Annotated in this window: 19 protein-coding genes, 1 pseudogene and 1 riboswitch; of the genes and pseudogenes, 9 read left to right on the top strand and 11 right to left on the bottom strand. The window is 73.7% G+C overall.

Annotation, left to right across the window (positions count from 1 at the left end; all coding sequences use genetic code 11):
- The first annotated feature begins 214 nt into the window (after window positions 1-214).
- From HCJ93_RS03700 to HCJ93_RS03685, 3 genes and pseudogenes are all read left to right on the top strand, one after another.
- Window positions 215-727: a DUF6668 family protein gene (locus HCJ93_RS03700; protein ID WP_240967425.1), complete on the top strand. Its 513-nt coding sequence runs from the start codon at window positions 215-217 to the stop codon at window positions 725-727.
- Between the two features lie 14 nt (window positions 728-741).
- Window positions 742-1929 (top strand): annotated as a pseudogene (locus HCJ93_RS03690) (amidase family protein).
- A gap of 206 nt (window positions 1930-2135) precedes the next feature.
- Window positions 2136-2720 carry a flavodoxin family protein gene (locus HCJ93_RS03685; protein ID WP_167991015.1) on the top strand — a complete coding sequence of 195 codons (585 nt, stop codon included), beginning with the start codon at window positions 2136-2138 and terminating at the stop codon, window positions 2718-2720.
- Between the two features lie 37 nt (window positions 2721-2757).
- Here HCJ93_RS03685 and HCJ93_RS03680 read toward each other — a convergent pair whose 3' ends face one another.
- From HCJ93_RS03680 to HCJ93_RS03665, 4 genes are all read right to left on the bottom strand, one after another.
- Window positions 2758-3630, bottom strand: coding sequence for an ABC transporter permease (locus tag HCJ93_RS03680; protein WP_167991014.1), 873 nt, complete (start codon window positions 3628-3630; stop codon window positions 2758-2760).
- Window positions 3617-4603 carry an ABC transporter ATP-binding protein gene (locus HCJ93_RS03675; protein ID WP_167991012.1) on the bottom strand — a complete coding sequence of 329 codons (987 nt, stop codon included), beginning with the start codon at window positions 4601-4603 and terminating at the stop codon, window positions 3617-3619. The genes HCJ93_RS03680 and HCJ93_RS03675 overlap by 14 nt, the downstream gene beginning before the upstream one ends.
- Window positions 4604-4674: 71 nt before the next feature.
- Window positions 4675-5856, bottom strand: coding sequence for a LolA family protein (locus HCJ93_RS03670; RefSeq protein WP_167991010.1), 1182 nt, complete (start codon window positions 5854-5856; stop codon window positions 4675-4677).
- Window positions 5857-6155: 299 nt separating this feature from the next.
- Entirely contained in the window at window positions 6156-7166 is a 1011-nt protein-coding gene (locus tag HCJ93_RS03665; RefSeq protein WP_167991008.1) for a polyprenyl synthetase family protein, read from the bottom strand.
- 553 nt (window positions 7167-7719) lie between these two features.
- Window positions 7720-7886: riboswitch (cyclic di-AMP (ydaO/yuaA leader) on the top strand.
- Between the two features lie 4 nt (window positions 7887-7890).
- Here HCJ93_RS03665 and HCJ93_RS03660 point away from each other — a divergent pair.
- The gene (locus HCJ93_RS03660; RefSeq protein WP_167991006.1) at window positions 7891-8376 is read left to right on the top strand and encodes a transglycosylase SLT domain-containing protein; all 486 of its coding nucleotides are present in this window, start codon (window positions 7891-7893) and stop codon (window positions 8374-8376) included.
- A 113-nt stretch (window positions 8377-8489) separates the two neighbouring features.
- On the opposite strand, the gene HCJ93_RS03655 is transcribed toward HCJ93_RS03660, so the two are convergent.
- Entirely contained in the window at window positions 8490-9389 is a 900-nt protein-coding gene (locus HCJ93_RS03655; protein ID WP_167991005.1) for an HAD family hydrolase, read from the bottom strand.
- 166 nt (window positions 9390-9555) lie between these two features.
- Between HCJ93_RS03655 and HCJ93_RS03650 the strand changes: the two genes are divergently transcribed.
- The 3 genes from HCJ93_RS03650 to HCJ93_RS03640 all read left to right on the top strand — a co-directional run bounded on the left by HCJ93_RS03650 (window position 9556) and on the right by HCJ93_RS03640 (window position 12935).
- Window positions 9556-10650, top strand: a complete 1095-nt coding sequence (locus HCJ93_RS03650) for a GNAT family N-acetyltransferase (protein ID WP_167991003.1) — start codon at window positions 9556-9558, stop codon at window positions 10648-10650.
- A gap of 111 nt (window positions 10651-10761) precedes the next feature.
- Window positions 10762-12072 carry a glycosyltransferase family 2 protein gene (locus tag HCJ93_RS03645; RefSeq protein ID WP_167991211.1) on the top strand — a complete coding sequence of 437 codons (1311 nt, stop codon included), beginning with the start codon at window positions 10762-10764 and terminating at the stop codon, window positions 12070-12072.
- A gap of 107 nt (window positions 12073-12179) precedes the next feature.
- Window positions 12180-12935 (top strand): polysaccharide deacetylase family protein, encoded by a 756-nt coding sequence (locus HCJ93_RS03640; protein WP_240967433.1) that lies wholly within the window; start codon window positions 12180-12182, stop codon window positions 12933-12935.
- 65 nt (window positions 12936-13000) lie between these two features.
- Here HCJ93_RS03640 and HCJ93_RS03635 read toward each other — a convergent pair whose 3' ends face one another.
- The 5 genes from HCJ93_RS03635 to HCJ93_RS03615 all read right to left on the bottom strand — a co-directional run bounded on the left by HCJ93_RS03635 (window position 13001) and on the right by HCJ93_RS03615 (window position 20891).
- Complete coding sequence (locus tag HCJ93_RS03635) at window positions 13001-14152, bottom strand: glycosyl hydrolase (RefSeq protein WP_167991002.1); 1152 nt, start codon at window positions 14150-14152, stop codon at window positions 13001-13003.
- Between the two features lie 23 nt (window positions 14153-14175).
- On the bottom strand, window positions 14176-14616 hold the full coding sequence (locus HCJ93_RS03630) for a hypothetical protein (RefSeq protein WP_167991000.1): 441 nt from the start codon (window positions 14614-14616) through the stop codon (window positions 14176-14178).
- Entirely contained in the window at window positions 14613-16409 is a 1797-nt protein-coding gene (locus tag HCJ93_RS03625) for a glycosyltransferase (protein ID WP_167990999.1), read from the bottom strand. Before HCJ93_RS03625 ends, HCJ93_RS03630 begins: the two co-directional genes overlap by 4 nt.
- A gap of 212 nt (window positions 16410-16621) precedes the next feature.
- Complete coding sequence (locus tag HCJ93_RS29995) at window positions 16622-19552, bottom strand: lipopolysaccharide biosynthesis protein (RefSeq protein WP_167990997.1); 2931 nt, start codon at window positions 19550-19552, stop codon at window positions 16622-16624.
- On the bottom strand, window positions 19545-20891 hold the full coding sequence (locus HCJ93_RS03615) for a DegT/DnrJ/EryC1/StrS family aminotransferase (RefSeq protein ID WP_167990995.1): 1347 nt from the start codon (window positions 20889-20891) through the stop codon (window positions 19545-19547). Before HCJ93_RS03615 ends, HCJ93_RS29995 begins: the two co-directional genes overlap by 8 nt.
- Window positions 20892-21184: 293 nt before the next feature.
- Between HCJ93_RS03615 and fahA the strand changes: the two genes are divergently transcribed.
- Window positions 21185-22399, top strand: a complete 1215-nt coding sequence (gene fahA / locus HCJ93_RS03610; protein ID WP_167990994.1) for a fumarylacetoacetase — start codon at window positions 21185-21187, stop codon at window positions 22397-22399.
- A gap of 356 nt (window positions 22400-22755) precedes the next feature.
- Window positions 22756-23694 (top strand): M56 family metallopeptidase, encoded by a 939-nt coding sequence (locus HCJ93_RS03605; protein WP_167990992.1) that lies wholly within the window; start codon window positions 22756-22758, stop codon window positions 23692-23694.
- Between the two features lie 97 nt (window positions 23695-23791).
- Here the strand turns inward: HCJ93_RS03605 and recQ are convergent, their stop codons facing one another.
- On the bottom strand, window positions 23792-25876 hold the full coding sequence (gene recQ / locus HCJ93_RS03600) for a DNA helicase RecQ (protein WP_167991209.1): 2085 nt from the start codon (window positions 25874-25876) through the stop codon (window positions 23792-23794).
- Between the last annotated feature and the right edge of the window lie 150 nt (window positions 25877-26026).

Genomic DNA, 26026 nt, shown 5'->3' with positions numbered 1-26026 from the left:
CGTCCCCTCATTCGGGTCGTACACCTGTCTTCGAGTGTGTCCGCTCGCTCGCGTTTCTCACGTCACTGCGATGTCACAGGCTCGTCCCAACGCCCGTCCGCCCCGGCCCCGGCCACCGGGCGGTGGCGTGAGGATCGGAGGGCGAGGCAGCGGTGGCATGGGGATCGGAGGACGAGACAGGAGAGGAGGCATGGGCAGAGGCATGGGGAGAGACATGCAGCAGGGACCGGAGATCTGGCTGCGCGGTCCGGTGGCGACGCCGGAAGCGGCGGCACGGGAGGCGGGCGGCCCCCCGGGACCTGCGCCCGCGCGGGCGAGCGGCCGGGTCTTCTCCTGGGTGGGCACCCACGGCGGCGCCGGCGTCTCCACCCTCGCCGCGGTCTACGGCGGTCACGACAGCGGGCGGTCCTGGCCCGGCCCCGGTGATCCTCAGTCGGTGCTGCTCGTCGCGCGCACCCATGCGGCGGGCCTGGACTCGGTGACGGCGGCCCTGGAGCTGTTCCGGCTCGGGCAGGTCCCGCAGGGGCTGGACCTCGACGCCGTGGTGCTGGTGGCGGACGCACCGGGGCGGCTGCCGAAGCCCCTCGCCCAGCGGATCCGGCTGATCGAGAACCTGATCGACGTGTACCGCGTGCCCTGGGTGTCCGAGTGGCGGCTGGGCGATCTCAGCGGCCGCCCGCCCCGCGAGGCGGAGGACCTCGCCCGCCTCACCGGAGCCCTGCGCTGAGCAGCGCAGAACCGATTCCGCCGCGCTCGGCGGTGAGGACCGCCGCCGTCCCGGCCCGCACCCTCCGCGCCACCGAGGTGGTGGCGCGGGCCCTGGAACGCATCGAGCGCACGGACCGTGCGCTGTGCGCGTTCGTCGAGGTGTGGCGCGAGGAGGCGCTGCGCCGAGCCGGCGAGGTCGACGCGCGAGTGCGGGCCGGTGAGCGGTCGCCGCCGGCCGGGGTGCCGATCGCGGTGAAGGGCCGGCACGGGCTGCTCGCGGCGAGTGCGCTGGTGGGGGCCGGATGCGTCGCCGTGGGCGCCACCTCCGTGCCGGGGCCGGGGACGCCGTGGCGGACCTGGGGGCTCGGAGCGCGGGGCCGCACCGTCGATCCCTGGCGGCCCGACCGTACGCCCGGGCGGCTCGTCGGCCGGGTCGGCGGCGGCCGTGGCGACCGGGCTGGCCCCGCTGGCGACCGGCGGCGACGGGGCGGGGTCGGTGCGGAACCCGGCGGCGTGGTGCGGGGTGCTGGGCCTGAAGGCGACGGTCGGCCGCCTCCCGTCCCCGGACCGCCCGGGCCTGGCGGCCCCCGGCGTCCTCACCCGCACGGCTGCGGACGCGGCGGCCTGGTGGCGCGCGGTCTCCGACGAGAGCGTCGCCTTCGGCGGTCACGGTGCACCCTGCACCGCCGTATGGTCCGCCGACCTGGGCTTCGCCGACCCCGACCCCGGGCAGACGGCCCTGGCCCGGGCGACCGCGGACCGGCCGGCGAAGGCCGGCGTCCTCCGCCTGGAGCCTGCCGCCACACCGCCCCGCCCCCTCGACCCGGCCACGGCATGGCTGTCCCTGCGCTCCCGCCCCGGCCCGCGCTCCTCTGCCCCCGGTCTCACGGAAGCCCACCGCGTCCGCACGGAGAACGACCGCCGCCCGGCCGCCCTGTTCTCCGAGGCCGACCTGCTGCTCACCCCCACCACCGCCGACGCACCCCACGGCCACGACGGTCCGGGCGACCGCTACTCCACGGCGCTGACCTGGGCGTTCAGCCTGAGCGGTCACCCGGCCTCGAGCATCCTGCCGGAGTCGGCTCCGACGGCCGCCCCGCCGGACTCCAGCTCGTCGCCCGGCCCGGACCGGAGGCGCTGCTGCCGGCGGTGGCCCGGGAGGCGGAGCGCCACGGGCTGAGGGCGGCTCTCTCCCGCTCCTGCTCCTCCCCCAGCCCCTGAGCTGCACCCCTCACGCGGCCACGACGGCCGCCGAAGGGCGCCCCTTCCGCCCGTTCCCAGCCGCTCCTTGCGGGATGTACTTGCACACACATAAGATGCACACGCTTTTAATTATCGCGCGCCGGATATCCGCCGTCCGGGGACCAGGGACCACCGTGTCGGCCGCGCGACCACCTCTGTCCACACCTACGACCTGGGGGATTCCCATGACCCGCCGCTTCCTCTTCGTGCTGGGCAGCGCCCGCTCCGACGGCAACACCGAGCTGCTGGCCCGCCGCGCCGCCGAGCAGCTGCCGCCGGATGTGGAGCAGCAGTGGATCGACCTGACCGAGCACCCGCTGCCCGACTTCGTCGACCTGCGCCACGACAGCGATCATGTGCGCCCCACCGAGGGCAATGCGGCCCTGCTGCTGGACGCCACCCTCGCGGCCACGGACGTGGTGATCGCCTCGCCGCTGTACTGGTACTCGGTCTCCTCGTACACCAAGCGGTACCTCGACTACTGGTCCGGCTGGCTGCGCACCCCCGGCCTGGACTTCAAGGCGACCATGGCGGGCCGCACCCTGTGGGGCGTGGCCGCGCACGCCGACGAGGAGCCGTCGGTCGCCGACCCGCTGATCGGCACGCTCAACAACTCCGCCGCCTACATGGGCATGCGCTTCGGCGGCGTGCTCCTCGGCAACGGCAGCAAGCCGGGCGACGTCCTCGGCGACAGCGAGGCGCTGGCCAGGGCCAAGACCTTCTTCTCCCGGGAGGCTCCCCTCGCCCGCTTCCCGCACGAGGAGAGGTGAGCACGTCCGGGAGATGAGCGCTCCCGCGCTGTGATCGCTACGAGGTGATGTCCTTCGCCGTGAACCTCGCCCACGCCGCCGAGCCGAACACCGCCGCGTAGAGGGCCTGCAGGCCGAGGTTCCTGGTCAGGTTCTCCCAGTAGACCGGCTCGCGCATGAGGTCGGCGAAGGACAGCCAGTAGTGGGAGAAGAAGTAGGGGTGCAGGGCGTGCAGCTGGGGGATGTGGTCGAGGATCTGCACGGTGATCAGCAGCCCGACCGTGGTCGCCATGGCGGCGATGCCGCTGTTGGTGAGGGTGGACACGAACAGGCCGAGAGCGGCCACCCCGACCAGTGACGCGGCGACGACCAGGGCGATCAGCAGGGCCCTGACCAGCCCCTCGGCGAAGCCGATGCGGGTGCCGGAGATGGTGGTGAGGTCGCCGAGCGGGAACAGCAGCGCGCCCACGGTCAGCGCCGACACCGCGACGGCGAGGGTGGCGACCAGGCAGAACGCCAGGACGGTCGCGTACTTGGTGAGCAGCAGGCGGGTGCGGCCCGCCGGGGCGACCAGCAGATAGCGGAGCGTGCCGGCGCTCGCCTCTCCCGCGACGGCGTCACCGGCGACGACCGCGACAGCCATCGGCAGGAAGAAGGGCAGCGTCGCGGCCAGCGCCGCGAACACCAGGAACAGCCCGTTGTTGGTGACCTGGGAGATGAAGGCGGGGCCCTCGCCGCCGCCCCCGCCCCCGGGGGCGCCGCCCCCGGTCTCGATCCGCACCGCGACGCCGATCAGCACCGGAACCGCCACCAGCACCCCGAGCAGGGCCAGGGTGCGCCAGCGCCGCAGGGTCGTCAGCAGCTCGCTTCTGAACAGGCCGAAGGTCCACCGCCACCGCACACCGGGGACGGCCGTCTCAGCCCGCGACATCGAAACCCTCCCCGGTCAGGGCGACGAACGCGTCCTCCAGCGAGGCCCGTTCGACGCCGAAGCCGCGCACCCGCACCGATGCCCGCACCAGCGCGGCATTGAGGTCCGCGAGGTCCCGCTCCCCGGGCACCTCACCGGTCACCCGCTCCTCCTCGGCGACGACATCGCCCACGCCCTGCTCCTTGAGCACCCGCGCGGCCTCCGCCACGTCCGGCGTGCGGACCACCAGCCGCCCCCGCGCCCCGGCCGCCAGGTCGGCCACCGGGCCCTGGGTGACCAGCCGGCCCCGCGCCATCACGGCGGCATGGGTGCACACCTGCTCGATCTCGTCGAGCAGGTGCGACGAGAGGAAGACGGTCGTGCCGTCCGAGGCCAACTCCCTGATCAGGGCACGGATCTCTCGCATTCCCTGCGGGTCGAGCCCGTTGGTCGGCTCGTCCAGGACCAGCAGCCGGCGCGGGCGGAGCAGCGCCGCGGCGAGCCCCAGCCGCTGCTTCATGCCGAGCGAGTACGCCCTCGCCTTCTTCCCTGCGGCGGCCGTGAGGCCCACCCGCTCCAGGGCGCCGGCCACCCGGGCCCGCCGGGTGCGGGGGTCGGAGGTGGGGTCGGCGGCGTCGTACCGGAGCAGGTTGTCCCGGCCGGACAGGAAGCCGTAGAGGGCCGGGCCCTCGATCAGCGCCCCCACCTCGGGCAGCACGGAGCGCGCCGCACGGGGCATGGGCCGGCCCAGCACCCGGACCGTGCCCGAGGTGGGCTCGATCAGGCCCAGAAGCATCCGGATGGTGGTGGTCTTCCCGGAGCCGTTGGGACCGAGAAAGCCGAAGACGCTCCCGTACGGCACCGTCAGATCCAGTCCGCCCACGGCGAGTTGGCCGCCGCGGAACCGCTTGGTGAGGGAGCGCGTGACGATGACGCCGTCGCCTTCCCCGGCCGCGTCCGGCTCCGGCCGTTCCCCGATGGACGTCTCGCCCATCCGCTCCCTCGCTCCCCTGACGGCTCCTCTGACAGCTCCTCTGACGGCTCCTCTGACGGCTCCCGCGAACCCTACTTCGCTTCCTCGGCAGCCTTCACCAGCGCCTGCTTGGTGACGGCGCCGGCGTAGACGGTGCCGTCCTCGGTGACCAGCGCGTTGATCAGGCGGGTGCTGAACACCGTGCCGGTGCCGAAGTCGCCCTTGACCTTGTCGCCGAGCGAGTCGAGGAAGCCGCCGGCGGGCAGGCCCGCTCCGCCGGTGTCGAAGGTGGCGACAGTGGTCCAGCCCTCGCCGAGCATCGTCATGCCGTCGGGCCCCTTGCCGAGGTCCTTCTCCGGCTCGTGCTCGGGCCTGCCGCCCTTGTCCAGGTCGCCCTCCTCGGTCACCTTGGCGCCCTTGGGCGGGGTGAAGTCGAAGGTGGAGGCGGCCGGCTTGTCGAAGCTGACCTTGGTGAAGCCGACGTCCACGACGGCGGCACCACCGGCGGCCGGGGTGAGGGTGAACTTCAGCGGCATGCCGGTCCTGTGGTCGACGGCGACGCTGATGGCGCCGACCGTCGAGCCCGGCTGTTCGGGCTTGATGACGAGCTTGTAGGCGTCGCGGCCGGCCACCTGGGCGGTGCCGTCGACCGTGACGGAGGTGGTGTCGTCGACCGACTTCAGCGCCTCCTCGGCGAAGTCCTTCGGAGTGGCGGGGGGCCGCTCCTCCTCGGCCTTGCCGACGGGCTCGTCGACGGTGCCGTGGTAGACCTCGTTGGACTCGCTGTCGTAGCCCCAGACGTCCTTGCCGTTGTGGATGAGGCTGTACTCGGCGGCGTCCTCGAGCAGGGACAGCTTCTGCCGCTCCGGGCCGTCGGTGGCGACGCGCAGGGTGTGGGTGCCGGAGGCGAGTGCGGTGAGCCTGGTGGCGGGGTCGGCGGCGGAGCCGTCGTCCTCGCCCTGGCTCATCGCGCCGGAGGCGAGGCTGCTCTCCAGGCCGCCGAGGTCGGGCAGGCCGAGGTCGGTGGTGATCTTCACGGTGCCGGACAGCTGCTCGACGTCCGACTTGGCGATCTTCTCTATCAGCTGGGCCGCGGTGATCTCCGGGAGGTCGGGGTCGCCGGAGTCGGCGAGTGCGGGGACGAGGCCGATGGTGGCGGCCGCCACGCCCATCACCGTGACGGGAACGACGTAGCGGGCGGCCCTGCGGCGGGCGCGGCTCGGCTCGTCGGCCTCCCCTGCGGTGGTGTTGCCGTCGGTGTCGTGCGGTGCCATGGTCCGGTACCTCCGTGGTCGGCGGCGGGCTCGGCCTGAGCCGCCATTCTCACCCGTTACCGGTGAGAAGTGGTGATGTCCGTCGCTGTCCATCTGACCAAACCGGGCCACCGGATACGTCAGCCCGCGGGCTCAACTCCACGTACTGCTCCGGTATGACAAACCCCGTACTTCCTCCACCGACCAGTAGGGGACACCGGTGACTTCCTGTTCCCGGCATCCGGGGCGGGTGCGGCCGGGGGCAGGTCCGCGGGGACGCCACCAGCCGCCCGGCAGGCGCAGGGCGGGAGGGAGGCGGGTCAGCCGGCGCGGTGGACGACTGCGTCGCAGAGCTGCTCGAGGGCTGCCTTGGCGTCGCATTCCTGGAGGGGGGCGAGTGCCGCCCGCGCCTCCTCCGCGTAGCGGACGGTGTCGCGGCGGGCCTGCTCCAGCGCCGGATGCGCCCGCAGCAGACGCAGCGCCTCGGCATGCCGCGCGTCATCCGTGAGGTCGGAGTCCAGCAGCTCGCACAGGGCCAGGTCCTCCGGCAGCCCCAACCGCGCCGCCCGCTCCCGCAGCCGCAGCACCGGCAGCGTGGCGATCCCCTCCCGGAGATCCGTCCCCGGCGTCTTCCCCGACTCGTGCGAGTCCGAGGCGATGTCCAGCACATCGTCCGCCAGCTGGAAGGCGACCCCCAGCCGCTCGCCGTACTGGGTCAGAACGTCCACCACCGTCTCGTCGGCGCCGGACATCATCGCCCCGAACCGGCAGGACACGGCCACCAGCGACCCCGTCTTGCCGCCCAGCACGTCCAGGTAGTGGTCGACGGGGTCCCGCCCGTCCTGCGGCCCGGCCGTCTCCAGGATCTGGCCGGTGACCAGCCGCTCGAACGCCTCGGCCTGCACCCGCACCGCCTCCGGTCCGAGGTCGGCCAGGATGTGCGAGGCCCGCGCGAAGAGAAAGTCGCCGGTGAGCACCGCGACCGAGTTGCCCCACCGCGTGTTCGCGCTGGCGACGCCGCGCCGCACGGCCGCCTCGTCCATCACGTCGTCGTGGTACAGCGTCGCGAGGTGAGTGAGTTCCACCACAACCGCGGACGGCACGACCCCCGGCGCGTACGGGTCACCGAACTGTGCGGACAGCATCACCAGCAGTGGCCGGAATCGCTTGCCCCCGGCCCGCACCAGATGCTGCGCGGCCTCCGTGATGAAGGGCACCTCGCTCTTGGTGGCCTCGAGCAGCCCTTCCTCGACAGCCGTCAATCCGGCCTGGACATCGGCTTCGAGAGCCTGGTCCCGCACGCTCAGCCCGAACGGCCCGACGACGGTCACGAGGGGTCTCCTGTCTGCTGGTGTCTACTGCCGATTACACGGTTTGTCGATAGGTCGCTGCCGCCACTCAAGTCAGCGTATCCGGTCACGTTTCGATCACCACCAGCGCCCGGTGTTACCCGCCGGACCCGACGGGATCACAAGCACCGCATTCCAGATCGTTTGATCACAACGCGTCCCACTGATCACCACTGATCACCACGGAGCACCGCGCACCTCACCTCGCCACACTCACCATCCTGCCCGCCCTCTTGCCCGATTTGCCGCAATTACCAGGCGAATTCCCCTTGGCGAAATATGCTCCCACCCCACTCGCCCAGTGAAGTGCCTCACGCCTGGAACCCCGTCACCCCCACACCCGTCCGCCCCCCTTCTCCCCGTCCCCGCAACGGAGTTGCTCCTTGACACCGGCAAAGGGGCAGGTGCGCAAATCACCCCAGGACAAGATCAAACGGCCGCTTCTGTGATGACCACACTTGTTCCCGGCATGTGCTCTCGCATACGTTCCCGGCCTGCCGGGCGGACGCCGAATCCTGCCGCCGCCCGCACCACCGATCGTCGATCACTCACGCACGGCAGGAGCGGGGGACCCAGGTAAGTCGCCGGGCCGGACATCCGTCCGGAACGGCTAGGGGTGAAGCCATGCCCGAAGGGGCACGGCCGGGCACTCTCCCAGCCCGAACCCGACAGCTCACCTCGCAGGCGCAGGAGAGGACACACGAACATGCCTGCAACCGGTATGACCCGCCGCTTCGGCGGCCGCCGTCTCGCCCGTACCCTCGCCGTCGCCGGCACCGGCGCCGCCGTGGTCGCCCTGCCGCTCATCGGCGCCACCAGCGCCTCCGCGGCCCCGGCCGCCGCGCCCGCCGCCGCCACCTCGACGGCGTACCCGAACAACCTCGACGGCTGGATCCGCGAGGCGCTGTCGATCATGCAGCAGCACGGCATCCCGGGCTCCTACGACGGCATCCACCGCAACATCATGCGCGAGTCGTCCGGCAACCCGAACGCCATCAACAACTGGGACTCCAACGCCGCCAAGGGCACCCCGTCCAAGGGTCTGCTGCAGGTCATCGACCCGACCTTCGCGGCCTACCACGTGCCGGGCACCGCCTTCGACCCGTTCGACCCGGTCGCGAACATCGTGGCGGCCTGCAACTACGCCGCCGACCGCTACGGCTCCATCGACAACGTCTTCGGCGCCTACTGAGCCGAGGACCCACCCGCGGACGGCCCGGGCGGCCATTGGGGAGCCGCCGGCCGCCGGACGCCCTCCCGCTCCCGGCCACCGGCACGACACCCGGCAACCGGGACGACACCCGGCTACTGGGACGACGCAAGCGTCCTCTCGGCGGACGAGGACGCGGATCCGGAATCGCACCGGGGCGGCACCTGTTGGGGCAGGTGACACCCGGTCTCCGGGAACAGACGCTCGAGGACGACGGCCACGCCGTCGTCCTCGTTCGTCGTGGTGACCTCGTCGGCCACCGCCTTCAGCTCCGGGTGCGCGTTGGCCATGGCGACGCCCCGGGCCGCCCAGTCGAACATGGGGATGTCGTTCGGCATGTCACCGAACGCCAGCGTCCGCTCCGGGCCCAGCCCCAGCCGCTCGGCCGCCAGCGCCAGCCCCGTCGCCTTCGTCACACCGCACGGCTGGAGTTCCACGGTCCCCGGCCCGGACATGGTCACCGTGGCGAGCGAGCCGACCACCGCGCGCGCGGTCGCCGCCAACTCGTCGTCGGTCAGCCTGGGGTGGCGCAGCAGCACCTTGCTGATCGGCCGGGTCCACAGCGCGTCGCGCCGCTCGACCCGCACCGCGGGCAGCGTGGGGTGCGGCATCCGGTACCCCGGCTCGATCAGGGTCAGCCCGTCCACGCCGTCCTGGTCGACCGCCGCGTAGACCTCCCCCACCTCGGCCTCGATCTTGCCCAGCGCGGTCTCCGCCAGCTCCCGGTCCAGGGTGACGGACCACACCAGCCGGTGGGCGCCCGCGTCGTACACCTGCGCGCCCTGTCCGCACACCGCGAGCCCCGTGCAGCCGAGGGCCTCCAGCAGGGGCCGCACCCTGGGGGCCGGGCGCCCCGTCACCACGAGGTGCCGGGCACCGGCCCGCGCCACCCGCGCGAGCGCTGCGAGGGACCGGGCGGACAAGGTGTCGTCGCCGCGCAGCAGCGTCCCGTCCAGGTCGGTGGCGATGAGTGAATATGCGGTGGGTGCGGCCATGATCAGAGAATACGGACAACACGCCGGTGCTTCTCACCGCCGTCGGGTACGCCCGCGCCCCACGCCTTGTGCACCGATTGGCAACAAGATGGTCCGCTACCTACCGTCCATGCCCTCCCGGGCGGTACCTTCCAAGTGTCCAGGGGGGACTTGATCGGGGGGTCAGGTGAGCAGTGGACGTGTGCACGTACTGAGGCCGGAGGATCTCGGCGAGGGGGAGCGGCAACGCTGGCGGGAGCTGCGCGCGGCCGCCGAGGTACCGCGCAACCCGTTCATGGAGCCGGAGTTCACCGCCGCGGTGGGCCTGGTGCGGCCGGGCGCCCGGGTGGCGGTGCTGTACGAGGGGACCGAACCGGCGGGCTTCCTGCCGTTCGAGCGCGGGCCGCTGGGGCAGGGACGGGCCATCGGGCTCGGGGTGTCGGACTGCCAGGGCGCGATCCTGCGTCCGGGCCTGGTCCAGGACACCGCCGAACTGCTGCGGGCCTGCTCGCTGTCGGCCTTCGCCTTCGACAACCTGGAGCCCGAGCAGCGGCTCTTCCTGCCGTACGCGGCCGAGGAGCACGCCACCTTCGTCATCGACGTGGAGAAGGGCTACGACACCTACGAGTCGGTGCTGCGCGCCCAGTCGCCGAAGTTCCTGAAGACCACGCTGGCCAAGGAGCGCAGGCTGGGCCGCCAGGTCGGCCCGGTGCGGTTCGTGTTCGACGAGCGCGACCCGGCGGTGCTGCGCACGCTGATGGAGTGGAAGTCGGCGCAGTACCGCAGGACGGGGCGGCGCGACCGCTTCGCGCAGGAGTGGATCACGCGTCTGGTCGGCCGGCTCGCGCAGACCCGTGCGCCCGAGTGCACGGGCACGTTGTCGGTGCTGTACGCCGACGGGCGGCCGGTGGCCGCGCACTTCGGGCTGCGCTCGTCGTCCGTGCTGGCCTGCTGGTTCCCGGCGTACGACCCGGCGTTCGCGAAGTACTCGCCGGGCCTGGTGCTGCACCTGCGGATGGCCGAGGCGGCGGCGGCCGAGGGCATCGGCCTGCTCGACATGGGGCGCGGCCCCGCCGAGTACAAGGACTCGCTGAAGACCGGCGAGCTCGCCGTCTACGAGGGGGCGGCACTGCGTCCCGGCGCGGGCGCCGCCCTGTACTGGCTGAGCCGCGAACCGGTGCGCCGCGCCCATGCGTTCGTCCGGGCGCACCCGCGGGTGGCGTCGCTGGCCTCGCGGGCCCTGCGCGGCGCGGGACGGCTGCGGGCCGGCCACCGCCGCTGACATGCACCGCTGACCAGGGGGTCATGAGGAGGGGGAGGGTTCATGTCCCGCACATCGCGCACATCGCTGATGTCCCGGGCATCGCGCGCATCGTCGATGGCCCGGGCCTCGATGCGGTGGAGTGCATCGCGTACGCAGGAGGAGATCCGGAGGTTCCTGTCCATCGGGGCGGTGCAGGTCGCCGAGGTGGATCTGGGCGAGGGCGGGGAGGCGGTGCTCCGGCCCGGTCCCGGCAGCCCGCCGGTCACCGCCGGCGAGGTGTTCGTGCTGGTCAGACGGGAGGGCGTGCCGGCCGGAACGTTCCTGGAGCGGGTGCCGGAGGGGGCCGATCCGCGGGCGGTGCTGAGCGCGGCCGCGCGGCGGATGCTCGCCGGCTCCGCGGCCCCGCCGGGTGAGCGGGCGCCGGCGCGCGAGGTCGCGCCCCCGTACGCCTCCGTGGTGGTGGCGACCCGGGAGCGGGCCGGGCAGCTGGCCCGTGCGCTGGACTCGCTGCTCGCCCAGGACCACCCGCGCTTCGAGATCGTGGTGGTCGACAACGCGCCCGTCACCGACGAGACAAAGGAGTTGGTGCACCGGAAGTACGGGGAGCGCGTGCGGTATGTCCGCGAGCCGGTTCCGGGGCTCGCCGTCGCCCACAACGCGGGGCTGGCCGTGGCCGGGGGCGAGGTGGTCGCCTTCACCGACGACGACGTCATCGCCGACCCCCGCTGGCTGACCGAACTCACCGTGCCCTTCGCCGCCGACCCGCGCCTGGGCTGCGTGACGGGACTGATCCTGCCGGCCCGGCTGCGCACCCCGGCCCAGGTGCTGCTGGAGAGTCACGGCGGTTTCGCGAAGGGCTTCACCCCGGCGACGTACGACCCCGCCGAACCGCCCCGCGAGGAGCCCCTGTTCCCGTTCACGGCGGGACGTTTCGGCTCCGGGGCGAACATGGCGTTCCGCACCGGGGTGCTGCGGGAGGTCGGCGGGTTCGACCCGGCCACCGGTGCCGGCACGCCCGCGCGCGGCGGCGACGACCTCTACGGCTTCGTCCGCGTGCTCGCCCACGGGCACCGGCTGCACTACACACCCCGGGCGCTGGTGTGGCACCACCACCGGGAGACCTGGGCGGACCTGGAGACCCAGGCCTACGGCTACGGCGCGGGGCTGACCGCCTATCTCACCGCGATCCTGGTCAACCGGCCCGCACTGCTGCCCGCCTTCCTCGCCCGGCTGCCGCGCGGCCTGGCGCACGCACGGGCGCTGACGGCCGTACGGGACGCCGAGGGCGGCGGGGCCGCTCCGGGGGACCACGACAGCCGCAGCCATCCCTGGCCGCGGCGCCTGTCCCGGCTGCAGCGCCGGGGCATGCTCTACGGGCCCGTCGGCTATCTGCGCGCCCGGCAGGCCCTGCGGAAGACGGCCGCGAGGGGGCGGAGATGACGACGACACCGCGGGAGCCGCTGGCGGGCGGAGCGCGCACGGAAGCCGGGAGCACGGCCGGTGCCGACAGCCCGGCGGCCGTCCCCGTGTTCCTCTATCACGCCGTGATGGACGATCCGCCGGACTGGATCGCCGAGTTCACGGTCCCGCCGAAGGAGTTCGCCGCGCACCTCGACGCCGTCGTGGACAGCGGCCGCACGCCCGTCACCATCAGCACCCTCGCCGCACATCTCGCCGGCCGGGCGCCGCTGCCGCCCCGGCCGGTGCTGCTGACCTTCGACGACGGGTTCGCCGATCTGCCGGGCCCCACCGCCGAGGCGCTGGCCGCGCGCGGCCTGGCCGCCACCGCGTATCTCACCACCGGCGCGCTCACCCCGGGCGGACGCTGCCTGCTGCCGCCCGCGCCGATGATGGCGCTGGCGCAGGCGGCGGAGCTGGAGCAGGCCGGGATGGAGGTCGGCAGCCACACGGTCACCCACGCCCAGCTGGACACCCTGACCCGCCGGCGCCTGCGCACCGAGCTGCACGACTCCAAGGCCGTGCTGGAGGACACCCTCGGCCATGCCGTGCCGCATCTCGCCTATCCGCACGGCTACAACAGCCCGCGGGTGCGGGCGATGGCGGCACAGGCGGGCTACGAGACGGCGACCGCCGTACGGCATGCCCTCAGCTCCGAGCGGGACGAGCGCTACCGCATCGCCCGCCTGATCGTCCGCCGCACCCACACCGTGGACGACGTGCGCACCTGGCTCTCGGGCGGCGGGGCGCGCATCGCGCCGTACCGGGACGGGGTGAAGACCATCGGCTGGCGCTGGTACCGGCGGCTGCGGGCGGCGGTCCACGGCCCGGAGTTCGCGGGCTGACCGCCCGGACCGCCGGTCGGGCCGGGCTGCCCGGACCCACCCCGGGCCGGCCCGGCCCTCCTCGGTCACTCTGCGGGATGCGGCTGGTTCAGGTACGGGTCGGCGGCCACCTTGCGCAGGCTGTTCCAGGCCTCGTCGTCGGCCAGGGCGAGATTGCAGTGCGGGCCGGGGTCGCGGTGGTTCCACTGGAGGGCCGCCTTGACCCCGTCCAGCCGCTTCAGCACCCCCGGCACCTCGGCGTACCACTCGGCCTGCCGTCCGGGACGTGACGTGTCGTTGGCCGTGCCGAACTCGGAGAGCATCAGCGGTTTGCGGTCGGAGATGTTCTCGCGGATCCAGGCGTGGGTGGCCGTCTGGGTCCGGGCGAAGCTCTGCCAGCCGGTCTTGTGGCAGCGGTAGTAGTTGTACTGGTTGTATCCGATCCAGTCGACGTACGCGTCGCCCGGGTACATCTGCTCGAACAGCTCGGCGTGGCCGAGGTATCCGGTGATGATCCACGTCCACACCACGTTGTCCACGCCCAGTTCGCGGAACCGGTCGTGGATGTGCCGGTAGGCCTCCACGTACTCGGCGGGGGTGCCGTTGTCCGGGGTGCGGGTGTCCATCTCCAGGTCGAAGGAGAGGAAGACCTTCTTGCCGGTGCGGTCCCCGTACTCCTTGATGCGGCGGGCCTGGACGTCGATGACGGACTTGTCGAGCTCGCCGTCGGCGATCTGCCTCCAGGTCGGCTGCTGCTTCTTGCTGCCGCCCCACCACTTGCTCTCCCAGGACAGCAGCAGCATGCGGTCCTCGCCGACGCGCTGCTCCTCCGGGGTGAGCAGCTGCCCCTCCCGGCGGCTGCCCCGGGGCAGCGACATGTCGTGGTACGTGTACACGATGTCGAGCTTGCGGCCCACCCGCTTCTCGTAGGCGGCCACCTTCTCCTCCAGGTCGGCGCGCTCGTGCGGGACGAACGCGCCGAACCAGGCGCCGCACGGCGGCTCCAGCAGCTCCGTGGGCCGGCACTCCTCGCCCATCGCGGACGGCTCCGGGCCGGACCCGGAGGGCCCCGCGGCCTCCCGCACCACCAGTGCCCCGGCCAGGACCGCCCCGGCCACCGCCACGGAGGTGATCAGCAGCCGCCGGCGCCGGGACGCCGGCCCCTGCGGCGGGGCCGCCGCGTCCTCGGCGTCCGTTCTGCGGTGCCGGCCTTCGGGGTCGCGACGAAAGGGACGCATGGAGCGAAAGGGACGAGCAAACCTCACAGAGCGGAACCCTTTCCTGTCCTGGGCTTACCCGGCGTCGGCGGCGAGGCCCGCAGCCGCGGGCTGAACGCGGCGAGCGTGGTGAGCACGGTCAGGGCGAGCAGCACCCGCTGCGCGGTGAAGGCGTGCGTGGCGAACAGGACGGTCGCCACGATCATCACCGCGCCGACGCTGACGAAGACGATCAGCATCAGCCGCTCCAGCAGATCGGAGCGGCGGGCGAAGCCGGGGTCACGCCCGTCCACCGGCCCCTGCGCGGGCCGCACCCGCAGCGCGGGCGCGCAGAGCCCCACCAGGGCCGCGCCGGGACCCGCCGCCAGGAAGACGGCGACCGCGGCGCCGCGCAGCGGCGATCCGCCGGGCAGGGCGAGCGCGGCGAGCGCCAGCCAGCCGCCGAACGGCGGCAGCATCCGCACCACGAGTTCCTGCGGGGTCATCGCGCCGCACCTCCGTCCTGACGCAGTTCGTAGAGGCTTCCGGCGCTGTTCTCGGCCACCAGCCGGAACCGGGGCGAGCCGGCCACCGACTTCCGTATGCGCTCCAGCTGCTCCCCGTCGAGCTGCCCGTTCATCTCCGAGTTGGCCACCTGGCCCCGGGTGAACAGGACGTAGGCGCGGCCGGGGCGCTCCACGCCGCGCATGTCGCGGGCGAGCGTGGCGGCCGGGTCCGCGACGATCGCGTCGACGTGACGCCGGTCGTCCTCCAGGAACCAGTAGTGGTCGACGCTGCCGTACGAGGCGTACGCCAGCGGGTAGTTGCGGTTGGCGGCGACCACCAGGGAACCCTCACCGGCTTCGTCGAACACCCGCTGGACCAGCTCCACCTCCTCGGGCGGGAAGTAGCTGATCCGGTCCTTGCCCGAGTAGCTCGGTACGAACGCCAGGGTGAGCGCCAGCAGCGCGACGAGCGGGCCGCCCGCCGCCAGGGCCCGCCGCCGGGGCGCGGCGGAGCGGACGGTCTGCTGCTCGCGGGCCTCGCCCGCCAGGGTGCGCACCGTCGGCAGCAGCGCCGCCGCGGCGAAGAACGCCACGCCGGGCAGCATGAACATCAGCACCCGGAAGATCATCTCGCTCCCGTAGCTGTTGGCCACGAGCATCGGCAGCGGCGCCAGCGCGATCAGCAGCAGCGGCAGCGCCCGGTGCCTGAGCACGCGTTGCCGCCACACGCCCACCGCCCCGAGCAGCAGCACCGAGCCGGACAGCAGCCGGGCCGCCCACGACGTCGCCACCGCTCCGGTGCCGGTCGGCGTGGTGCCGTAGCCGGTGGACACATTGGCGCCCACGTCACCGACCGAGCGCAGCATCTCCGGCAGCGCGGCGGACAGGAACGGCAGCGCGGCCGTCATGCACCAGGCCAGGAAGATGCTCACCACGGTCACCAGCGGCACCCAGTCCCGGTAGCGGCGCAGCAGGCACAGCACCAGCAGGGTGGCGGCCAGCATGGCGGGGGTGAGCTGATGGGAGATGACGATGGTCACCGCCATCAGGGCGATCGCCGCCGTCCACAGCGCCTGCCCGCGCCGGTCGCCGGTGCGGCCGTAGCGGCGCAGCACCACGGCCAGCACCCCGAGGTGCAGGGCGAACGCCACCGACTGCGGCGAGAAGTAGTCCTGCCCCACCCAGTTGGCCACGTAGAACAGCCACAGCGCGGTCCAGATCAGCCGCCGGTCCTCGGTGAAGGTGCGGTAGATCAGCAGCAGCGGGAGCAGGAGCAGCAGGCTGGAGACCAGCGGCCACCAGGCCATGTACATCGCGGCCGAGTCCACGCCGAGCAGCCGCACCAGCGCCGCCTGCGCGGCGAAGAAGCCCGGCCACTGGTCGTACACCGCCATGTCGCCCACCTGCTCGGCGCCCTGCAGTTCGCCGGCCGTCAGCAGGTGCTCCACGACTCCGTCGTGCTTCCACGCCCAGGCGTACAGCGGCGTCGGATACAGCACGGCCTGGGTGGCCCGCTCCATCACGAGCAGCCCCAGCACATACGCTCCCGGCCAGAGCCGGGACCTCGCGGGGTCGCGCACGGTGAGCCAGAAGCCCGCGGTGAGCACGGCGAGTCCGGCCCAGAAGCTCGGGTGGAGCGCGGTGACGAGCCCGAAGTCGTCGAGCGCCGACACGTCCGTGTGCCGTACCGCGTACGCCCACAGGGCCAGGGCCAGCAGGAGCACCGCCGCGGGCCAGGCGGCGCGGGCGCGGCGCCAGGTCAGGGCGGGCGGCAGATCGGACAGGTCCGTCACCGGCTCGGGCGCCGGACTGGGCGGCTCCGCCGACGGAGGTGTCCGGTCCGTGCCGGCCGTGGCGGACCCACCGGGGGCCACCGGCGCCGGCGCACGGTCCGGCGGCGGTTCGGGCGCTGATCCGTGCGCTGATTCGGGCGCGGATCTCTCGCGTGGAGTGGTTGGCGGACGCACGGTGGTTCCCCCCTGCTGATTCGGCTCTTGACGCTTGATCAGTCCCTGGATCGTTCGTTGGGCCGGCGGCGGCCCGGCAGGGCTCCCGCCACGGCTCTCCCGGCGGCGCGGCCGAGCGGCAGGAGCAGGACGAGCACGGTGAGGACGGCGAGCAGCAGCGGGGTGTGCGGCGCGAGTTCGTCCCGCCAGACCCAGCCGCCCACCGCGATCAGATACAGAACCCCCCAGCGCCCCGCCCAGGACAGCCGTCCGCCCGCGCCGGCGTGCAGCAGCCACAGTGGGACCAGGCACAGCAGGGTGCAGACGAGCGGCGCCCAGCGCAGCAGCGTCCCGGGCCCGTCCAGGCCGAGAGCCCCGGCGAGGAAGCGGGCGGTCCTCTCGTACAACGCGCCGTCCAGCGACGCCGGTTCCCGGCCGAGGGCGGCGGGCGCGGCGTGCAGCGCGAACAGCGCGGAGCCCAGTGCGGTGCCGGTGAGCAGGGCGTCGGCCCTTGTGCACAGGGTGACCGAGGCGACGAAGACGAGCAGCAGCACCGCCCCGGCGCCCAGGGCGGGCAGCGGCATCCCCTCCAGCAGCTCCCGCCCGGTCAGCTCCTTGTCACCGCCGCCCCGCAGCCATGGCAGACCGCGCACGGACCACCAGAAGGCGAGGGTGGCGAGGCCGGTCAGGGCCCACAGGAGACCCTTGATCAGCCGGTCCGGGTCCTCGGCGGGCGGCTGTGCGGGCGCTGCGGCGCCCGCACAGCCGCCCGCGACGCCTGCGACGCCGGGGCGGTCGGCGGGGGCGCCGGCGAGCAGGGGAAGCGGGGCGTCCGGCTGCGGGCCCGCCGGCCCCTGGTGCCCGGCCCACGGCGGGCTGCTGATCTCGGTGCTGCCCCGCCGCTCCGGCCCGGGCACGGCTGACGGGCCGTTGCCCGGTGCTCCGGCGGGGGCGGGCGGCAGGACGACGTCCCGGGCGGAACGGGGCAGCTCGGGGGCCCGCGCGTCGGCGCGGAGCGCCGGGCGGGCGTCGCTCAGGGCCAGTGTCGCGTCCCGGGTGGCGGGCTGGGCGTCCCCGGCAGGCTGCTCCGCCTCGCGCAAGGGGCGCGGCTCGTCGTCCTCGTCGTCCTCGTCGGGTTCGCCGCGCTCCTCGGATGCCTCGCTCTCCTCGGGCTCGTCCGGCGCGGGCTCGTCGTTCGTGCCCGGTCCCTCACATCCGGCTCTCCCGTCCGGCCGGCCGGTGTCCGGCTCGGCGGGCGCACCGGCTGCCTCGCCGGCCCCGCCCTTCGGTACGTGGTCGGCGGGTCGGGGACGCTCACCGGCCGCAGGCTCCGGCCGTTCCCCGGTGCCGTCGTCCGTCCCGTCCGCGTCCTGAACCGTCGCCGAGCGGGCCGCCGCGGGTGCCTGCGCCTCCGGTGCGGGAGCCTCGTCGCCCGTTCCCCGCCCGGCCGGCGCCGACGGCCGCACGATGAACGCCAGCGTGTCCGGCTGCAGGGCCTCGCGCTCGTAGCCGGGGTGGCCGATGACCAGCGTGACCGTGTCCTCGGTGCCCTCCTCGTACGCGGCCCTGCGGGCCCAGCCGGTGCCGTAGCCGGCGGTGGCGTTGAGCTTGGCCCAGCGGGTGCCGTAGGTGCCGTCGCCGGCGGAGGGGGCCGCGGCCGCGGCGGGCGGTTCGTCGGGCCGGGAGCGCAGCGCCGAGCGCAGCCCGAACACCGAGACGACGGCGACCAGCGTCATGCTGATCAGCACCGCCCAGCCGGCGCCCGCGATGCCCGCCGGGGTGAACAGCACCGCCGCGCTGCCCAGCACCAGCACGCACATGGCGCCCTGCAGCCCGGCCAGCACTCCCGTACGCCCCTGCACCCGCAGCACGCCGATGTACAGCTCCACCACGACCCTGGGCAGCGCGCCGAGCGCGAGCAGCCGCAGCACCGTCGAGCCGTGCTCGGCGTAGTCGGGGCTGAACGGTGTGAGGATCTGCGGCGCGAACAGCACCAGGACCCCCACCACCGGCACCAGAAGCAGGGTCATCCGGCGCAGCGCCCCGCGCACTCCGTCGGCGAGCTGGCGCGGGTCGTGCGAGGCGTGGGCGGTGAGGGAGGAGGCCATGTTGATGGCCATGAACTCCATCGTGCCGCCGACGGTGTAGGCCACGTAGAAGTAGCCGTTCTCCGCGGAGCTGAAGCGGACGGCGACCATCACCGGGAGCAGGTTGATCATCGCCAGGCTGAACAGCGCGCCCAGCGAGTCCCCGGCGAGGAACCGGCCCATGTCACGCAGCCGGGGCGGCTCCCGGTCGCGGTCGGCGGCGGCCTGGCGCGGAATCAGGCGGCGGAAGATCAGCCAGCCGAGCGGGATCGTGGAGAAGGCGATCGCCACGGCCCAGGAGACGAAGATGCCGAGCACCGGCATCGCGCCGGCGAACACCACCAGCAGCACCAGCTTGCCGACGGAGAACACCGCGTTCCCGGCCGGCACCCACTCCGCCTTGCGCAGCCCCGTCAGCACCCCGTCCTGCAGGGTGAGCAGCGCCCAGGCCACGCACGCCGCGACGAACAGCGCGCCGGCCAGCGGTGTGCCGAGCGGTGCGTAGGAGGCACCCCACTGGTCGAGGGTGAGCAGGAACACCCCGGCGGCCAGGGCGACGACCAGGGAACTCGCCCCGTACACGCCCCACACCAGGCGGGCGGTCTCGCGGCCGGCGCGCGGCACGAAGCGGACCACCGCGCCGATCATCGTGGTCGCGGTGATGCTGGCGAGCAGCCGCATCGCGGCGATCGCGGCCGAACCCTGGCCGACGGCGTCCTCCGAGTAGTAGCGGGCGGCCACCAGCCAGAAGCCCAGGCCGAGCACCGCGGAGACGCCGGTGCTGAGCATCAGGAAGTAGGCGTTCTTGAACAGGGAGTCCGAGCCGGATCCGCTCCCGGCAGGCGGATGACCGCCGCCGGTGTCGCGTGCCGCGGCCCGCTCGTGCACCTGGGTCTCAGCCACGGGACGGTCCCAGCTCCCTCGGGGTCGTGCTCTCCTTGTCCTCGGCGTGCCTGTCGTTCCCGCTGCTCTGGATGGCCTCGTTCCGCTTCTGGGTCTTCTCGTCCGGTGGCGGGCCGGGCTCGCGGACGAGGTGCTCCGGCGGCGCGGCGGGCGGCACTCCGGACCGCTCCAGCGCCTCGATCGCCTCCCGCGCGCGCAGCGGGTCCACCGGCAGCGCGTGCCGGGCGAACCAGCGGGCCGCCTCCGGCGCGGGCGAGGGGTCGGTGAACTCCTTGCCCGCGTAGTCGTCCAGCGGCGGATCGTAGAGATAGCCGACGACGATGCCGTGCCGGGCCAGTGCGGCCGCGGCCGCGTCCCGGTCGGCCACGAACAGCGGCACCCGGAACAGCGGCTGGACCGTGCCGTCCCCGCGCGGCAGCGCCCACCGCGTGGACAGCAGCAGCCGCGTGCCCTCACGCGCCGCGTCCAGGACCTCGTCGAGCCGTCCCAGCCGGCGCTCGATCCGGCGCAGCCGCAGCGCACCGGGGGCCAGCCGGTAGTCGTGCATGTCGACGCGCACCCACGGGTCGTAGGCGTCCAGGTCCGGGGCCGACCCGGCCGCGGCGGCCAGCTCCCGGGGCCGCAGCGGCATCCGGATGTCCTCGCGTTCGGCCATGCCCAGCAGCCGCAGCGTGGCCCAGGCGGCCCGCCGCAGGCCAAGACGCCGCACGGCGGCCTCGGCGTAGGGGCGGACCAGGTAGGCGAGTTCGGCGGTGGTCCGGCGCGGGGCGAGCAGGTCCGCGCAGGCGGAGCGCAGGGCGGCCGAGCGGCCCGGGTCGGCGAACGCGAGAATGCCTCCCGCCTGTGCGTGGACGTGCTTGGACAGGCTGAACACGGAGGCGTCGCCCCACGCACCGACCGGGCGTCCGCCGGTCTCGCTGCCGATGGCGTGCGCCCCGTCCTCGAACAGCGGGATGCCCAGCGCGTCGCAGCGCTCCCGCAGGCGCGGCGCCGGGTCCGGGTTGCCGTACAGATTGGTGGTCAGCACGGCCGACAGCGAACCCCACACCTCCTCCGGCACGGCATCGATGTCGATGGACGCGTCCAGCGGATTCAGCGGTGCCTGCACCGGGCGCAGTCCGGCCGCGAGCACCACGAAGAAGATGACGTCGTCGTTGACCGGCGACATCAGCACCCGGCCGCCCGGCGGGCACCAGTGGCGCAACGCCACGAACAGCCCGAACCTGCATGACGGCACGTACACGCATTCCCTGCCGAGCCGGCCGCGCATGGTCTCTTCCAGCCTCTTCGGCCGCGAGCCAGCACCAGCCGGGCCCGGACGGGCCTCACCGATGGCCATCCGCCCCCCTGGTGTGCCTTCGGAACCGCCCCCTCCCCGAGGCCTTCCGGCACCTGCCCAGAGTCGCCCCCTTCGCACCGCTCCGTCAAGATTGCATCCCCTGCTGTGGATAACTTCCGGTACGCAAGGGGAAGCGGCACACGTGCCCGGCGTGCGTACCGGCCCAGCTCAGCAGCCCCGTGCGCCCCCGCACCACCACCCCGGCTCTGCCCAAGACCACGCCGGCACCCGTAACGTTGGCTCGGCCACGGTCTCGTGGAGCACCTGCGCAGACGAAAGTGAGGCAGCACCCGATGCCCCCCTTCGATGTCCCCGAGGGCGATCCCTTCGGCCCGCACAACCTGCCGTACGGCGTGTTCTCGCCCCCCGGCTCGTCGGAGCGGACCGTGGGAGTCCGGCTGGGCGACCATGTCCTCGACGCCGGCGCGGCGGCCCACGCCCTCGGCTCCCCCTACGCCTCCCTGCTCGCCCGTCCGACGCTCAACCCGCTCCTGGCGGCGGGCCGCACCGCCTGGTCGGACGTGCGCAGGGCGATCACGGCCTGGGTGACCGTCCCGGCACACCGGGAGACGGTCGAGCCGCTGTTCCACCCGCTGTCCGAGGTCACCCTGCATCTGCCGTTCGAGGTCGCGGACTATGTGGACTTCTACGCCTCGGAGAACCACGCCAGGAACGTCGGCAGGATCTTCCGCCCCGACGCCCCGGACTCGCTGACGCCCAACTGGAAGCACCTGCCGATCGGCTACCACGGCCGCTCCGGCACGGTCGTGGTGTCCGGCACCGACGTGGTCCGCCCCGCCGGCCAGCGCAAGGCGCCGTCCGACCCCGCGCCGGTGTTCGGGCCGTCCGTGCGGCTGGACATCGAGGCCGAGGTCGGCTTCGTCGTCGGCGTGCCCTCCCCGATGGGACGTCCGGTGCCGCTCGGCGCCTTCCGCGACCACGTCTTCGGGCTGTGCCTGCTCAACGACTGGTCGGCACGGGACATCCAGGCCTGGGAGTACGTCCCGCTCGGCCCGTTCCTCGGCAAGTCCTTCGCCACCTCGGTGTCGGCCTGGATCACCCCGCTGGACGCCCTGGACGCGGCGCGGGTGGCGCCGCCGGAGCGCACCCACGAGCTGCTGCCCTACCTGGACGACTCGGACGAGGAGCCGGGCGGCTACGACCTGCGGATGTCCGTCAGCATCAACGGCCATGTCGTCGCCGAGCCTCCCTTCTCCACCATGTACTGGACGGCTGCCCAGCAGCTCGCCCACATGACCGTCAACGGCGCCTCGCTGCGCACCGGCGACCTCTACGGCTCCGGCACGGTGAGCGGTCCCGCCGAGCGGGAGCGCGGCTCCCTGCTGGAGCTGACCTGGAACGGCCGTGAGCCGCTGGAGCTGCCCGACGGCAAACGGACCTTCCTGGAGGACGGCGACGTGGTCACGCTGTCCGCCTGGGCGCCCGGCCCGGACGGGGTCCGGGTGGGCCTCGGCGAGGTCACCGGCCGGATCGTCCCCGCGAGCTGACCGACGGGCCCGGCGGGGGCCCGCCCGACGGGGGCTCGTGCGACGGCCCGGCCGCCGCACGCCGGCCCGAGCACGGGCCGGCGGCCCGAGCAGTGGCCGACGGCCGTGCGGCGGCTTCTGCATGGGCGCGTTCGCCGGCCCCCGCCCGGCTCGCGGCCGGCCACTCCCGTCACCGGCTTCGCCTCCGACCCCTGCCTCACACCGCCCGGCGCCGTCATACTGGGCACCGGGCGGTGTGCCGTGTCCGTACCGTCCGGCACCGCCGCCCGCCCCCACGCACGAGCCGTGCCCCGCCACGGCCCGACCAGCCCGCACGACCCGAAGCCGCCCTTCCGACGAGATCCGGAGCCCGTGGCATGACCGTCTGCCTGCTCCTGCTGAGCGTGGTCGCCCTGACGGCCGCCGTGCCCGTCCCCCGTGTGCTGACCCGGGCGAAGTGGCCGGAACGGGAGCCGGTGGTGGCGCTGTGGGTGTGGCAGTGCCTGGTCGCCACCGTGCTGCTGTGCTGCGTGACCGCGCTGGCGCTGGGAGCCGCCGCGGTCTTCGGCACCGTCCGCGCCCAGCTGTTCGCCCCGGCGCCGCCCGCGGTGACCGCGGCCTACGATCTGTCCTCCGCCTCGCCCTGGGCGACCGTGCTGACCGTGCTGCTGGCGGCCGGGGCCGCCTGGACCACGGCGATGCTGGGGCGGGAGCTGGTCGAGGCCCGCAGGCGCCGCGTCAGGGCACGGCAGCATCTCCGGGAACGCGCCCCTGATCTGCCGGCGGGTCTGCCCGGTGCCCGCGGTCCGCTGCTGGTGCTGGAGGACGAGTACCCGGACGCCTGGTGGATGCCGGGCCACCCGCCGCAGCTGATCGTCACCACCGGGGCGCTGAACCGGCTCACCGACCACCAGCTGGACGCGGTCCTCACCCATGAGCGCGGCCACGCCCGCGCCCGCCACGACTGGCTGCTGCACCTGTCCACCGCGCTGGCCACCGGATTCCCGCGCATCCCGCTGTTCGCGCACTTCTGCGACCAGGCCCACCGTCTGGTCGAACTGGCCGCCGACGACACCGCCTCCCGCCGCTGCGGCCACCTGACCACGGCCCTGGCACTCATCGAGCTCAACCAGCACCGCGGCGTGCTGTCCTGCGCCTCCAGTCACCGCCTGCTCGGTGAGCGCGTCGACCGGCTGCTCGAGCCGCCGCCCCGCCTCGACCGCCGGCGGCGGGCGCTGACGACGACCGCGGCGTCCCTGATCCCGCTGCTGCCCCTGCTGATCACCTTCGCCCCGGGTCTGACGGCCCTGCCCTGACCGTCCCCCACCGGCTCACCCCTACCGGCTCACCCCGCCCGGCAGGGACCGGGCTGGTCCGGTCCACCCTCCTTCGGCCTGTTCTGTTCTGGCCTGGTCACCAGTCGAGCTCGGGTTCCGGCTCCTCCTCCGCGGCGGGCCACATCCCGGCGTCCTCCGCGGCGACGTCCGTCACCTTCCCGGCCCCCGCCGTTCCGGACGTCCCGACCACCCCGGCCTCATCCGCCTCACCGTCCTCACCGGCCCGACCGGCCTGACCGCCCGACGGACCGCCCAGCCCTTCCAGCACCGCCAGCACGCCCTCCCCGTACGTCGCCAGCTTCTTCTCGCCCACCCCGCTGATGCCGCCCAGCTCCCGCACGGAGGTGGGCCACACCGTGACGATCTCCCGGAGCGTGGCGTCGTGGAAGATCACATAGGCGGGGACGCCCTGCTCCCGTGCCTGTTCCGCCCGCCAGGCGCGCAGCGCCTCGAAGGCCGGGACCAGCGACTCGGGCAGCTCCGCCGCCGCGGCCTTCGCCTTGCGCTCGCCCCGCGCGGAACCGGAGGCTCCGCCGCCCGGCCGCGCGGCGACCGGCTTCTTCGGGTCCCTGCGCAACGGCACCTTCCGGTCGCCGCGCAGCACCGCCCCGCTGGCCTCGGTCAGCACCAGCGTGCCGTACTCCCCCTCGACCGCGAGCAGTCCCTGGGCCAGCAGCTGCCGCACCACACCGCGCCACTCCGCCTCGCCCAGCTCCTGCCCGATGCCGAACACGGAGAGCTGGTCGTGGTCGAACTGGATGACCTTGGCGGTGCGCCGGCCCAGCAGAATGTCGGTAATCTGCACCGCGCCGAACTTCTGCCCGCGCTCCCGGTGCAGCCGCACCACGGTGGAGAGCACCTTCTGTGCCGCCACCGTGCCGTCCCAGGTCTCCGGCGGCTCCAGGCAGGTGTCGCAGTTGCCGCAGGACGGCGAGTCGGGGTCCTGCCCGAAGTAGGCGAGCAGCTGGGCGCGCCGGCACTGCACGGTCTCGCACAGCGCGAGCATCGCGTCCAGGTGCTGGTTGGCGCGGCGCCGGAACGCCTCGTCGCCCTCGCCGAGCTGGATCAGCTTGCGCTGCTGCACGACGTCGTTGAGGCCGTAGGCCATCCAGGCCGTGGAGGGCAGCCCGTCACGGCCCGCGCGTCCCGTCTCCTGGTAGTAACCCTCGACGGACTTCGGCAGGTCGAGGTGGGCGACGAAGCGGACGTCGGGCTTGTCGATGCCCATGCCGAAGGCGATGGTCGCCACCACGACCAGCCCGTCCTCCCGCAGGAACCGCGCCTGGTGCTCGGCGCGCGCGGCCGCGTCCAGCCCCGCGTGGTAGGGCACCGCCTCGATGCCGTTGCGGGTGAGGAACTCGGCCGTCTTCTCCACCGAGTTGCGCGACAGGCAGTACACGATGCCGGCGTCGCCCGCGTGCTCCTCGCGCAGGAAGTGCAGCAGCTGCTTCTTCGGATCCGCCTTGGGCACGATCCGGTACTGGATGTTGGGGCGGTCGAAGCCGGCCACGAAGTGCCGGGCGCCCTCGAGGCCGAGCCGCTCGGTGATCTCCCGGTGGGTGGCCCGGGTGGCCGTCGCCGTCAGGGCGATCCGGGGGACGTCCGGCCACCGCTCGCCGAGCACGGACAGCATCAGGTAGTCGGGCCGGAAGTCGTGGCCCCACTGCGAGACGCAGTGCGCCTCGTCGATGGCGAACAGCGAGATCTTGCCGCGCGAGAGCAGCTCCATCGTGGCGTCGAGCCGCAGCCGCTCCGGGGCCAGGTACAGCAGATCCAGCTCGCCGGCCAGGAACTCCGCCTCCACCACGCGCCGCTCGTCGACGTCCTGCGTGGAGTTGATGAAACCGGCCCGCACGCCCAGCGCCCGCAGCGCGGTCACCTGGTCCTGCATGAGGGCGATCAGCGGGGAGACGACGACTCCCGTGCCCGGCCTGACCAGGGCGGGAATCTGGTAGCACAGCGACTTGCCGGCCCCGGTGGGCATCAGGACGACCGCGTCGCCCCCGGCCACCACATGCTCGACGACCGCCTCCTGCTCGCCGCGGAAGGCCTCGTACCCGAAGACCCGGTGCAACGCCCGCAGCGCCTCGCTCCGCGCCGCTGCCGTCTCCACCGTCTCTGCCGTCTCTGCCATCCCGGCGACACCGCCCGTCCCACCCATCGTCTCGTCCCCCGCACGTCGTCCCTCGACCACGCCGTCCACGATAGGGCTCCCCGACGACACCCCCCGCAGTTGTCCACAGGCCCCTGCGCCCCCGGCGGTCCCCACGCCGCCCCCACCTGCTCGCCCCGCTCCCCCGCTGCCGACGGG

The organism is Streptomyces composti (genome assembly GCF_012034205.1).
Classification (GTDB): domain Bacteria; phylum Actinomycetota; class Actinomycetes; order Streptomycetales; family Streptomycetaceae; genus Streptomyces; species Streptomyces composti.
The sequence above is the reverse complement of the archived record's forward strand: the minus strand, read 5'-3'. Positions and strand labels throughout refer to the sequence as shown.

Excerpts from the sequence above, each read along its gene's own strand:
- HCJ93_RS03700 (WP_240967425.1), top strand. The coding sequence starts at position 215 with ATGCAGCAGGGACCGGAGATCTGGCTGCGCGGTCCGGTGGCGACGCCG.
- HCJ93_RS03685 (WP_167991015.1), top strand. The coding sequence starts at position 2,136 with ATGACCCGCCGCTTCCTCTTCGTGCTGGGCAGCGCCCGCTCCGACGGC.
- HCJ93_RS03680 (WP_167991014.1), bottom strand. The coding sequence starts at position 3,630 with ATGTCGCGGGCTGAGACGGCCGTCCCCGGTGTGCGGTGGCGGTGGACC.
- HCJ93_RS03675 (WP_167991012.1), bottom strand. The coding sequence starts at position 4,603 with ATGGGCGAGACGTCCATCGGGGAACGGCCGGAGCCGGACGCGGCCGGG.
- HCJ93_RS03670 (WP_167991010.1), bottom strand. The coding sequence starts at position 5,856 with ATGGCACCGCACGACACCGACGGCAACACCACCGCAGGGGAGGCCGAC.
- HCJ93_RS03660 (WP_167991006.1), top strand. The coding sequence starts at position 7,891 with ATGCCTGCAACCGGTATGACCCGCCGCTTCGGCGGCCGCCGTCTCGCC.
- HCJ93_RS03655 (WP_167991005.1), bottom strand. The coding sequence starts at position 9,389 with ATGGCCGCACCCACCGCATATTCACTCATCGCCACCGACCTGGACGGG.
- HCJ93_RS03645 (WP_167991211.1), top strand. The coding sequence starts at position 10,762 with ATGCGGTGGAGTGCATCGCGTACGCAGGAGGAGATCCGGAGGTTCCTG.
- HCJ93_RS03640 (WP_240967433.1), top strand. The coding sequence starts at position 12,180 with ATGGACGATCCGCCGGACTGGATCGCCGAGTTCACGGTCCCGCCGAAG.
- HCJ93_RS03635 (WP_167991002.1), bottom strand. The coding sequence starts at position 14,152 with ATGCGTCCCTTTCGTCGCGACCCCGAAGGCCGGCACCGCAGAACGGAC.
- HCJ93_RS03630 (WP_167991000.1), bottom strand. The coding sequence starts at position 14,616 with ATGACCCCGCAGGAACTCGTGGTGCGGATGCTGCCGCCGTTCGGCGGC.
- HCJ93_RS03615 (WP_167990995.1), bottom strand. The coding sequence starts at position 20,891 with ATGGCCATCGGTGAGGCCCGTCCGGGCCCGGCTGGTGCTGGCTCGCGG.
- fahA (WP_167990994.1), top strand. The coding sequence starts at position 21,185 with ATGCCCCCCTTCGATGTCCCCGAGGGCGATCCCTTCGGCCCGCACAAC.
- HCJ93_RS03605 (WP_167990992.1), top strand. The coding sequence starts at position 22,756 with ATGACCGTCTGCCTGCTCCTGCTGAGCGTGGTCGCCCTGACGGCCGCC.
- recQ (WP_167991209.1), bottom strand. The coding sequence starts at position 25,876 with ATGGGTGGGACGGGCGGTGTCGCCGGGATGGCAGAGACGGCAGAGACG.